Origin of the sequence: Nostoc sp. FACHB-190 (assembly GCF_014696905.1) — a bacterium.
Classification (GTDB): domain Bacteria; phylum Cyanobacteriota; class Cyanobacteriia; order Cyanobacteriales; family Nostocaceae; genus Nostoc_B.
The window spans coordinates 78,228-90,326 of sequence record NZ_JACJQW010000025.1 but is presented as its reverse complement, the minus strand read 5'-3'; the positions used below and the strand labels follow the sequence as shown (position 1 = coordinate 90,326).

Sequence of the window (12,099 nt, the reverse complement as noted above, 5' to 3'; positions counted from 1 at the left end):
AGATTGTTTTCTATCTAGAGTTCTGAAATTAATCGCTCAAAAGAAAGAGGAAAGATGATTAAGTCTTATGACAAGCTGTGACTAGTAATAATCCGATTGCTTTTTGAGGAGAACTTCAGAATGGTATTAACTTTAGATGATACAAAGCGCGATGCTATTGCTAGTAAATTAGCTAGTATTAAATTAGTTCAACAATTATTGATTGAAAATGAAGAGCTATTTTTGAGAGAATCTACAGATAGTGAAATTTCTGATCGTATCCGTGACTTTCTAGAAGACGATCGCAAAAATCTGGGCATCATCGAAACTGTAATCGTGCAGTATGGTATTCAGAAAGAACCGAAACAAACTGTTCAGCAAATGGTTGAACAAGTTCGCAAACTGATGCAAGGCTCGGAACTGAGTTTCTACGAAAAAGTATCCCAGCACGAATTATTAAAACATCAACAAGTTTTGAGTGGCTTGTTAGTCCATAAAGCAGCACAAAAAGTTGGTGCTGATGTTCTAGCAGCCATTGGGCCTATCAATCCCGTTAACTTTGAAAACCGCGCTCACCAAGAGCAACTCAAAGGTATTATCGAAATCTTAGGTGTGCGTGAGTTAACTGGACAAGATGCCGACCAAGGAATTTGGGCAAGAGTTCAAGATGCGATCGCAGCCTTTAGCGGCGCAGTAGGTAGTGCTGTTACCCAAGGTACTGACAAACAAGATATGAACATCCAAGACGTGATTCGCTTGGATCATAACAAAGTAAATATCTTGTTTACTGAATTGCTCCAAAGCAATGATCCACAAAAGATTCAAGAATACTTTGGTCAAATCTACAAAGATTTAACTGCCCATGCTGAAGCTGAAGAGGAAGTAGTTTACCCCAGAGTTCGCTCTTTCTATGGTGAAGGCGATACCCAAGAACTCTATGATGAACAAGCCGAAATGAAGCGGCTTTTAAATCAAATCAAAGGTATTAGTCCTTCAACCTCTGAATTTAAAGATAGAATCAAAAATTTGATGGATATTGTTGGCGACCACATTCGTCAAGAAGAAAGCACAATGTTTGCTGCCATCCGCAACAACTTGAACACTCAACAAAGTGAGCAACTCGCTACCGAATTTAAAGCAGCTAAAGCCAAAATTCAACAACGATTGGGTGGAACTGCAACTGGAGCAAATGTCTAATTTATATAGGACTTACGCACCAAGATTGTCTGTGGAGGTTGGGTTTAGGGGTTAAAGGGGTATGGGGTGTAAGAGTTTTAGATACATACACCTCCATACCCCTACACCCTTATACCCTTGATATTTTGTCTTAGAGGTTGTTTTAAAAGTCTGCTTGTTGGTAGCAAAATATTTTAGATCCCCCTAAATCCCCCTTAAAAAGGGGGACTTTGAGATTAATTCCCCCCTTTTTAAGGGGGGCTAGGGGGGATCAACGAGTACTTAAAACTACGAATAAATACTTTTCAAACATCCTCTTACTGCGTAAGTGCGATCGCCTGATATTGTAGGTTGGGTGAAACGCAGTGGAACCCAACAAATGCTATGAAGAAAACCACAAAATTGTCAACTACAAAAATAACTCAATTTCGATGGTAAAATTTATGCTGCAATTATTTTACCTGCCAAAATATTTTCTCAATATATTCTGATTTTGTGTTGGGTTACGGCGCAATATACATTTGCTATCTTGTTGTCAATATTTCTTGTGCGCCTGCACCCAACCTACTCGCTACCACCAAAATTTGTCAAAGCTTACTCTTCAGGCTTTTTCCTCTTCTTAATACAAATTTCTTAAACTGTGTAGCCCCCCAGAAAAGACTGAGATAGAGTAGCATACCTAAGATTAGAAGCAAAAAGGCTTTATCCCAAGGCAACTGACGTTTTCGACTTGTCATTTGGCAACCAATCACCGCTAACGGCCAAATAATGCTACCAATTAATCCGAAATAATAGCCCACATCACTAAGTCGCCAGAGCAATCCTAAAAATTTGCTTCTCTTTCGTAGTTCCTCGTAGTCCGGGTAATCCAGCGACATAGTAAGTAGAAAGAAATAAAGTAATTTTACTTTGAGAAACTCAAGTGCGATCGCCTGAGTTTGTAGGTTGGGTGAAACGAAGTGGAACCCAACAAATGTTATGAAGAAAACCACAAAACTGTCAACTACAAAAGATAAAATTTTGGTTTTTCAATAGTAAATTGAGCCTTTGAATTAGAATTTTCAGCCTTTTTACTTGAACATTGAGGTTCTGAGGGTAAAAGTTGAGCCTTTAAGGTTGAATGTTGAAGTTCAAAGGGTGAAAAGTAAGCCTTTGAGGTTGAATGTTGAGGTTTAGAGGCTGAATGTTGAGGTTCTGAGGGTGAAGTGTCGAGAAATTTTGTGGGATTGTCTCACGCAGAGGCAAGGCAGCGCGTTGGGCGGGTTTCCCGACTTGTAGCGACTGCCGCGCAAAGGCGCGGAGAGGAAGAAGAAGGTTTTGAGTTTTGTTGACAACAGCTTTACAAAACATTCTGAGGGCGGACATGATTGATGTCTTAACCAAACCAAAATGCTTGTGAGTTGATTGTGAAAAAGTTCTTCAGTGCGATTAATGCTACGGGTGTGTGTCTTGCTCCTTGGATAATGGTGACGGGAATAACACCAGGGTTAGTGTTAAGTATGCCAGTCAAAGGGATGGCGCAACAGCAAACTCCTACATATTCCCCAGAGCAACAAGCAGCCTTAAAGGAAGCTGAAGAACTAAATCAACAAGTCATCAAGTTATACCAGGAAGGAAAATATAGTACTGCTATCCCTTTAGCTGAACGTGTATTAGCTATTAGAGAAAAAGTCCTTGGTCAAGAAAATCTAATTGTTGCCACTAATTTAAATAATTTGGCTGCACTATATCAAGCACAAGGAGAATATCAACAAGCAGAACCTCTGTATCTCCGCTCACTAGCTATTAAAGAAAAATTATTGGGTAACTTCCATCGTGAGATTGCCACTAGCTTAGATAATTTAGCTTTACTGTATAGAAAACAGGGCAAATATGAACAAGCAGAACCGTTGCATCTGCGTGCTTTAGCTATCTATGAAAAGATATTTGGCAAAGAACATCCCGATGTCGCTATTAGCTTAAATAATTTAGCTGGACTGTATCGTCTACAAGGTAGATTTAAACAAGCAGAACCATTGTATCTCCGCTCAGAGGCTATTTATGAAAAGTTGCTGGGTAATTCACATCCTGATTTTGCAACTATCTTAGATAATTTGGGATTATTTTATGATTCCCAGGGGAAATATGAACAAGGGGAAGCACTGCATCTGCGTGCTTTAGCTATTTATGAAAAGGTTTTTGGGAAAGAACATCCCGATATTGCAATTACTTTAAATAATTTAGCTGCACTGTATAATGCCCAAGGAAAGTTTACTAAAGCAGAACCTTTATATCTCCGCGCTTTAGCTATTAGTGAAAAGATTTTAGGTAAATCACATCCCGATGTTGCGAATAAATTAGATAATTTGGCTGCACTATATAGTTCACAAGGAAAATATAAACAAGCAGAAATTATCCATCTCCGCGCCTTAGCCATTTATGAAAAGGTATTAGGAAAACAACATCCTGATGTGGCTATTAGCTTAACTAATTTGGCTTCTCTGTATCAAGCCAAGGGTGATATTGTTCATGCTGTTGATTTTCAGCGTCGTGGGTTAGATATTCAAGCCAAAAATCTTGATTTAATTTTTGCTGTTGGCTCAGAAAAAAACAAACAGGATTATATTAAGACTTTTGCGGGGACAACTGATGCTACTGTTTCCCTGGCTTTACAAGAAGCACGGAAAAATCCAGCCGCCGCATCTTTAGCTTTAACTACTGTATTACGTCGCAAAGGGCTAGTCTTAGATGCTGTAGCAGACAGCATCCAAATATTACGCAGCAAATTAGATAAAAATCCCGAAACACAAAAACTATTTACTCAATGGTTCCAAATACAACAGCAATTATCAGCCTTAGTTTTTTCCCGTTCAACACAACAAACTGCTAACCCAACAGAGCAGATAGGAAAATTGGAATCAGAAAAGGAAAAACTAGAAGCCAAAATTAGTGTGAAAAGTGCCGAATTTCGTCAGCAAATTCAACCAGTCGATTTATTAGCTGTCCAAGCCAAAATACCTCAAGATGCTGCTTTGTTAGAGATTGTGCAGTATAAACCATTCAACGTCAAAGCCACAACGGAAGCGGAAAAATTTGGGAAACCCCGTTATGCGGTAGTGGTATTGCGTTCTCAAGGTCAACCAACATGGGTTGATTTAGGTGAAGCCGCAGAAATTGATAAATTAGCGATAGATTTCCGCACAGCGTTAGCCATTGGTAGAACATTTAATAAACTGGCTCGCACTTTAGATGAAAAATTAATCACACCCATTCGCCCTTTGTTGGGTGATGCGCGGCATATTTTAATTTCTCCTGATGGACAATTAACATTAATTCCTTTTGAAGCTCTCAAAGATGAGCAAGACAAATTTTTAATTCAGAGTTATTCATTTTCTTACCTGACAACTGGGCGGGATTTATTACGTTTCCAGTCAAATTTTAGTAATACTTCGCCTCCGGTTGTGTTGGCAGATATTGATTATGACTATCAAAATACAACTGTTGCCTCTAATAAAAAGCCCAGTGTACAGACCTTGCCAAATCAACGCTCTAGTGACTTGGCAACCTTGGAATTTCTGCCCTTGTCTGCAACTAAATATGAAGCGATCGCCATTAAAAAAGTTTTGCCAAATGCCAAATTATTATTAGGAAAAAATGCCACAGAAACGGCAGTGAAAAAATTACATAGTCCGGTGATTCTCCACTTGGCAACTCACGGTTTTTTCATCGCTGATATTGCCCAAAATATCAACGCCTCATTAGATTCGGCAGAAAAACCAAATTCACAAAAGATATTAGCAGTAGAAAACCCCTTATTGCGTTCTGGTTTAGCCTTAGCTGGTGCAAACAAACGTAATCAGGTAACAACAGGTGATGATGGGATTTTGACGGCGCTGGAAGTTGCTGGTTTAGATTTACGTTCTAATCAGTTAGTGGTGCTGTCGGCTTGTGAAACTGGTAGAGGCGATGTCAAAGTGGGCGATGGTGTGTATGGTTTGCGTCGCGCTTTAGTAATTGCTGGTTCTCAAACCCAAGTTTTAAGTCTGTGGTTAGTAGATGATGCTGCAACAAAAGATTTGATGGCGAAGTATTACCAGAATTTGCAAGCAGGTAAAGGAAGACATGAAGCTTTGCGTGCAGCACAGTTAGATTTACTCAAAACACAAGAATATCAGCATCCCAGATTTTGGGCGGCGTTTGTTCCTTCGGGTAATTGGACACCTTTGCGGAATGTAGCAGGTGATAGGTGATAGGTTACAGCAAACTCTTTCCTACCTTGAGTGAGTACTACGGGAGCTTATTTCCCTACACCCTGGTTACTGAGCGCAGCGCCGCCCTGAGCCTGTCATTCGCGTAGCGTCTCCGACAGGAGAAGGGTCGAAGTACACCCTTAAACCCTGACACCCCTCTTCCCAGTTAGTACCACTGACTACGGACAAAATAACCTGACAGATGATAACCATAAAATAGGTTAAACTTTGCCCACCTAACTGATGATGTTAGGACTTATGCAGTGAGATGAAAAATCAAAAGTTTGGGCAAGGGTGTAGGGGTATATGGGTGTAGGTATCTAAAACCCTTTCACCCCTACACCCATTGTTCACAGATAATCTTGGTGCATAAGTCTTAGATGTTAAAAGTTTCAAAAGTTCAAAGGAGGGTTTGTAAGAAGTTCGGTATCGTATTGCTGGAAGCCGGCAATGTAATTATCAAGCCATGAATAAACAGGTAGAAGTTCTATCGGATCAGTCTGCGCTGATAGCGCGATCGCTAGAGTTAATTTTATCGAAGTTAGAAACCGCCATTGCTCAACGGGGGCAATTTACGATTGCCTTATCTGGCGGGAGTACACCCAAGCCTTTATATGAAGCGATCGCTACAAAAGATTTGCCTTGGGATAAAATTCACGTCTTTTGGGGTGATGAGCGTTACGTTCCCCCTGATCATCCCGATAGCAATGAATTAATGGCGCGGCGTGCATGGTTAGACCGTGTTGATATCCCCGCCGCCAATATTCACGCTATGCCCACTTTAGACGCTGATCCAGCTTTATCGGCTGCCAAGCATGAGCAGGATTTACAAGAATTTTTTCATTCTGCTCCCGGTGAGTTTCCATCATTAGATGTAATTTTGCTGGGTATGGGTGATGATGCCCATACAGCATCTTTGTTTCCCCACACCGAAGCCTTAAAAGTGAGCGATCGCTTAGTGACTGTGGGTAATAAAGATGGCAATCCTCGCATCACCTTTACTTACCCTTTTATCAACGCTGCTCGTAGCGTGATTTTTGTAGTAGCTGGTGCTAATAAACGTCCAGCTTTAGCCCAAGTCTTTGCCCCTCAAGCTGATGACTTTAGCTACCCATCTCGCTTAATTCGCCCTCAAGGGGAACTTTGGTGGCTACTAGATGCGGCGGCTGGGGCGGAATTGCCAAACTAGAAGTGCTGAGTGCTGAGTGCTGAGTTAAGTAAAAAGTACAAATGCCTTGCCCCTTTTGGGCAGCATCTTCTCACCAGATGTAGATTTATACTCTATTCCCCAGTCCTTTTGGGTGGTCTTTTAACTCAGCACTCAGCACTTTCAACTCAGCACTCTTCATTATCATGAGTAGTTGTTAAAATCGAAAGCTAGAATTGCCCCCTTGCAAAACTGCTGATTGGTGGAAGCAGAAGCATCTACGGAGTTTTTTCTGCTTACCAGTGCTATCTAACGCTGATCTTCAACAAAGGCTTAAATCAATGATCGTCTGCCCGAATTGCAATCATCCCAATCCCAACGGCGCTGTCCAGTGCGAAGCTTGCTATACGCCTTTACCAGCGACTAGTAACTGTCCCAACTGCGGAGCAACGGTACAGGCTGATGCTGCTTTCTGCGGTCAATGTGGGTTTAATCTCCATTCTGCTGCTGCACCTGCTCCTGTTCCTCCTGCGGCTGTTGCACCTACAGTTGCTCCCGAAGTTCCTATACAAGTACCACCATTAGTGACACCAGATCCTTTGTTGGATCTGTTACAACCAGACGCACTAGGAATTAATGCACCACCAGCCACAGCACAACAACCCTTAGCAGTGGAAAGCGCACCTCCATCTCCACCGCCTGTAGCTGCTGTACCTGCGCCCGAACCAGAACCAGAACCCGCACCCGCACCTGAACCTGTACCTGAACCAGAAGCAACAGTACCCGCACCTGTACCTGTACAAGCCCCCGCAGGTGTATCTAGAACTCAGTTACAACAGGTAACAGCGCGGTTAGTTCACATTCAAAGTGAGCGCGAAATTGAGTTACCCCAAAGCCTGTCGGTAATTCACATCGGTAAACCCAACGATCGCATCCCCCCCGATATCGATGTTTCCGGGTTTAGTAATTCAGAAATTGTCTCTCGCATCCACGCAGATGTTCGCGTTGAGGGAGATGCTTTCTATGTTGAAGATGTCGGTAGTTCCAATGGCACTTATATTAATAACTTGCCATTATTACCAGGGAACAGACACCGCCTCCGCCCAGGCGATCGCATCAGCCTCGGTAAAGGTGACTTGGTAACATTTATCTTTCAGTTAACTTAAAAAAAGGGAGTAGGGAGTAGGGAGTGGGGAGTGGGGAGTGGGGGCTTTCAAGGGCAGGTTTTTAAACCTTCGATAAATAGTTGAGAATATTCTCAATTATGAAACGTAGTTTTAACTGTTCAGACAATAATTTTGGTTTTAAAAGCCCAAAAATTTGTCTAATAAAAAAAGCCTGCCCTTGAAAGGGGAGTGGGGGAGGGGTGGGAGGATGGTGAAGAAGTCTTTCCCCCCACACTCCCCACACTCAGCCTCCTGCCTCCTGTCTCCGGTTGGTGAGCGTAGCCGAACCACTGCCTCCTTAGATTAGGATGGATGAAAAGACACTCCACTCATTGGGGTAATTACATTCAGGAAAGTACGCCATGAAGGAACCAAGTAAAGATTTTGCAACTTTGCTCTCTACAGAAGCCCCACCAGAGGTAGAACGTATGGGGTTGACTTGGTTAGTTGCAGCTGCGATCGCTACGGCTGTGTTGTGGCAGGTTCCCGGCGGCGACTATATTTTATACCCGTTCACCATTCTGGCAACTTGGTTTCACGAAATGGGACACGGTTTAATGGCGCTGATTTTAGGTGGACAGTTTCAAAAGTTAGAAATTTTTAGCAATGGTTCCGGTGTAGCTACTTACCGCATCGCCACCTCACTTGGCCCCCTTGGCCCCGGTTTAGTCGCTGCGGCTGGGCCGATGGGGCCGCCAATTGCTGGTGCAGCTTTGATTCTGGCTTCCCGCAGTTTTAAAGCCGCATCTTTGAGTTTAAAAGTTTTAGGTAGTTTTCTATTGTTATCTACATTAATTTGGGTGCGTTCTTGGTTTGGGTTGTTAGCAGTTCCCTTATTAGGTTTAATTATTCTTGGTATTTCTTTAAAAGCACCCCGTTGGATGCAAGGTTTTGCTATTCAATTTTTGGGTGTCCAAGCTTGCGTGAGTACTTATCACCAACTCAATTATTTATTTAGTTATAGTGCTGGTTCTTTGGGGCTATCTGACACAGCCCAGATGCAAAGATATTTACTTTTACCTTATTGGTTTTGGGGCGGCTTGATGGCGATCGCTTCTTTGATTATCTTGATTCAAAGTCTCCGCATTGCCTATCGTTCAGTGTAATACTCAATTCAAAGGAGAGCAAAAACGGACAGTATTTTTGATGACTTGGCTGAATATAGACAGCATCTGGGTTTACCTCCTGCTGATAGTGAAAATGACGGCTCAACAATTGCTAAACTAGAAATAAATGGTCAAACTTTTTTTGGTATAAATTCTAGTAGTAATCCCTATCGTCGGCAAATAACTTTGAAGGTTAATATTATTTCTAAAACTCATGCGGAAGCTGATGCCTTTCAGCAAGCATTAGAAGCTGGTATTAAAGCAGCCAAAGCGCGTTTGATAGTAGATAGAGATTTATGTCGTGCTTGTGGTTTACAAGGCGCTGTTAATTCTATGGCTTATCAATTAGGTATAGAAGAATTAGAGATTATTACTTCCAGTGGAAGTCAAACCATTAAAGTTACAGTTCCGAAGACAAGGAGCAAATAATGTTTGTATCCAAACTATATACAGATAAATGGACAGGGAACAAAAATGAAGAAACTTTCATTGAAAATCCTAATTGGCAACAAATAAAAACAGCTATTTGTGAGTTAGATGGTAAAAGTAAAACTTTAGTTAGTTTAGAAGCTGATGAGCAAAGTTATATGATGATTGGTGGAGGTAATGAAGGTCAATATATTGTTACTGTCACTTTAGATAATGAGATTTTTTATTCTCTTTTGCATCCAGTTAATTATGAAATAACCAACTCAGATACTTCTGATGATAAAATTAATTTATCTATCTTTTATCAATCATTAATAAATGCAAACAACAAAAATACAAATTCTGCAAATGAGCAAAAATTAGTTGTAGGTGGACAAGCAGGGAATTATTCTGAGAAAATTTGTGTTAATTTACCCCAATGCTTAATAGCTGCAATCACATTTGCCGAATCAGGTGAACTTGAACCTTTGTTTACTTGGCAAGAAGATGAATCTTTAGTATTGGTATAAAAATGGATAAACATTCTGCCTATTAAAAAATTAACTGTTGTGAAGCAAGAAATTGGAGTGATAAATATTACCACTCCAAGATTCTGAATAGAGAAGACATTTTTTACTCAATATTACTTGCCGTTGCCGTTACCGTTACCATTACCGTTACTAGCAAGCACACGTTCGGCAAGTTTTTCTGGTACTTCTTGCAGGTGGTCATATTCCCAGTGGAAGGAACCAACGCCTAAAGTGAGCGATCGCAACTCAACAATAAAATTCTGCATCTCTGCTTGAGGCAAATACGCAGAAATATTATCCCAGCCTTGCCAATCTTGTCTACCTTCGTAACCGAGAATTTGTCCCCGTCTTCCACTCAGCAATTGCAGGACTTTGGCGGTAAATTCGCTGGGTGTGGTTACTATTACGCGCAAAATTGGTTCTAGTAAGGTGGGTTGCGCTTGGGGTATCCCTGTTTGCATTGCTAAACGTGCAGCTTGCTTAAAGGCTTGTTCGGAACTATCAACGTTGTGATAAGAACCGTTAGTTAGCGTTACAGCCACATCCACAACGGGGAAGCCTAAAGGCCCATGCGCGAGAAATTCCCGCACACCGACTTCTACACCCGGAATATACTGTCTGGGAACTACGCCACCGACGATGGTTTCTTTAAAGTTGAAGCCTTCACCCCGTGGTAAGGGTTTGATATCGAGGAAGACATCACCAAACTGTCCATGTCCACCGCTTTGGTGTTTATAACGCCCATGTACAGAGGTAACGGGTTTACGAATTGTTTCTTTATAAGGTACTTGCGGCAGATGGGTAGACATGGGCAAGTTATATTTGCGGCGCAGTCTGTCTAAGGCGACTTGTAAATGAATTTCGCCTTGTCCCCAGAGAATAACTTCGTGGGTGTCGCCATGTTGTTCCCAAGCCAGGGAAGGATCTTCTTCTAATAGTTTAGCGATCGCACTGCTGAGTTTAACTTCATCGTTGCGTTTTTCGGGTGTGATTGCCAACGCATATACAGGTTCTAACTCTTCGGCTTTTGATAGTGTGGTTTTTAGCGTTTCTGTGGAGAGGGTATCACCTGTTTTCACACCTTCCATCCGGCTTAAAGCAATAATTTCGCCAGCCACAGCTTCATTCACAGATTGCTGTTGTTGTCCCATCAAGCGATAAAGTCCACCCACACGCACACCGTTGAGGACAATCCCATCGGTTAATTTACCTTGCCAAATTCGCACTAGGGAAAGTTTACCGCCTTGGGGAGTGTAGTAAGTTTTTAATACCTGCGCTAAAGGTGCTTTGCTGTTGATTGCTTTTAAACGACGTTCGGCGGTGCTTTCTGGTTCTGGTGCTTCTCGTAGCAGTGCTTCTAATAACGGTCTTACGCCATAATCTTGTTCTGCAACCCCAAAGAAGACAGGAACTACTAAATCTGCGCCTAGTTCCATTTTTAAATCGTTGAGAATTTCTTCTTGGGGTGGTTCAATATCTTCTAATAATTCTTCCAGTAAGTGGTCATCAAAATTTGCTAAAGCTTCGAGCATTTCGGCTCGTGCTGCATGTTCTTCGGCTTTGAGATGTTCGGGGAAAGGTATTTGATCGGCTGCTGCGCCGGGATGATATTGATAAGCTTGTTCGCTTACCATATCAATAAAGCCTGTTAATTGTTCCCCTTGCATAATGGGGTATTGGTGCGCCACTAATGGACGGCTAGAAACGGCTTTTAAGGCGTGTAATGTTTCGAGAACATGAATATTTGCCCGATCCATTTTGTTGACAAAGACAATATGGGGAATTTCCCAATCGTCTAAGAATTTAAATAGAGGAGCAAGAGTATGGACGCGATCGCGTATGGGTTCGCAAACGACAATTGCTGCATCAACTCCCATCAAAGCATTGTAAGTTTCTTGGGCAAATTCTACGCTTCCCGGACAATCTATAAAGGTAAACCGAGTTCCGTTATAGTCGGTGCTGGCGGCGCTAACTTCTACAGTCATTTGGCGATCGCGCGATTCTGCTGCACTATCTCCAACTGTGTTACCATCCTTAACGCTGCCTTTGCGAGAAATCGCACCAGTCACAAACAATAAACTTTCAAGTAAGGTAGTTTTTCCACTTAAATAAGGGCCGACAATTGCAACGTTCCGCGAACCCGTGTTGACTTTTTCGCTCATACAACCTCCCTTGCGGTAAGTTATTCTTACCTGCACTACCTGTATGTATTTTTTGGGGATAAATATTCTGGCTCTTAACCAAGAATCATCCCTGCTTTAATTTGTAATTATCCTCCTTTTAATCAGATGCTAAAAAAATTGTAGTCAGTCGTAAGATTTAGCTTAAGAAATATTAAGCAAATCAAACTTTAATGGA

Annotated in this window: 9 protein-coding genes; 7 read left to right on the top strand and 2 right to left on the bottom strand. The window is 41.8% G+C overall.

Translation table 11 applies throughout. The features are described from left to right. Positions 1-120: 120 nt before the first annotated feature. Positions 121-1,176 carry a hemerythrin domain-containing protein gene (locus H6G28_RS23820; protein WP_190674763.1) on the top strand — a complete coding sequence of 352 codons (1,056 nt, stop codon included), beginning with the start codon at positions 121-123 and terminating at the stop codon, positions 1,174-1,176. 566 nt (positions 1,177-1,742) lie between these two features. Here H6G28_RS23820 and H6G28_RS23815 read toward each other — a convergent pair. Continuing rightward, positions 1,743-2,033: a hypothetical protein gene (locus H6G28_RS23815; protein WP_190674761.1), complete on the bottom strand. Its 291-nt coding sequence runs from the start codon at positions 2,031-2,033 to the stop codon at positions 1,743-1,745. Positions 2,034-2,561: 528 nt separating this feature from the next. Here H6G28_RS23815 and H6G28_RS23810 point away from each other — a divergent pair. From H6G28_RS23810 to H6G28_RS23785, 6 genes are all read left to right on the top strand, one after another. Further along, entirely contained in the window at positions 2,562-5,384 is a 2,823-nt protein-coding gene (locus H6G28_RS23810; RefSeq protein WP_313933908.1) for a CHAT domain-containing tetratricopeptide repeat protein, read from the top strand. 466 nt (positions 5,385-5,850) lie between these two features. Then, positions 5,851-6,573 (top strand): 6-phosphogluconolactonase, encoded by a 723-nt coding sequence (gene pgl / locus H6G28_RS23805; protein WP_190674758.1) that lies wholly within the window; start codon positions 5,851-5,853, stop codon positions 6,571-6,573. Between the two features lie 299 nt (positions 6,574-6,872). Further along, a complete protein-coding gene (locus tag H6G28_RS23800; RefSeq protein WP_190674755.1) occupies positions 6,873-7,697 on the top strand; it encodes a double zinc ribbon and FHA domain-containing protein in 825 nt (274 codons plus the stop codon). 362 nt (positions 7,698-8,059) lie between these two features. Then, complete coding sequence (locus tag H6G28_RS23795) at positions 8,060-8,803, top strand: M50 family metallopeptidase (protein ID WP_190674752.1); 744 nt, start codon at positions 8,060-8,062, stop codon at positions 8,801-8,803. A 45-nt stretch (positions 8,804-8,848) separates the two neighbouring features. Next, positions 8,849-9,232 (top strand): deaminase, encoded by a 384-nt coding sequence (locus tag H6G28_RS23790; RefSeq protein WP_190674749.1) that lies wholly within the window; start codon positions 8,849-8,851, stop codon positions 9,230-9,232. Further along, entirely contained in the window at positions 9,232-9,741 is a 510-nt protein-coding gene (locus H6G28_RS23785) for an Imm1 family immunity protein (RefSeq protein ID WP_190590968.1), read from the top strand. The genes H6G28_RS23790 and H6G28_RS23785 overlap by 1 nt, the downstream gene beginning before the upstream one ends. Before the next feature lie 113 nt (positions 9,742-9,854). On the opposite strand, the gene H6G28_RS23780 is transcribed toward H6G28_RS23785, so the two are convergent. Beyond that, complete coding sequence (locus H6G28_RS23780; RefSeq protein WP_190674745.1) at positions 9,855-11,903, bottom strand: elongation factor G; 2,049 nt, start codon at positions 11,901-11,903, stop codon at positions 9,855-9,857. Between the last annotated feature and the right edge of the window lie 196 nt (positions 11,904-12,099).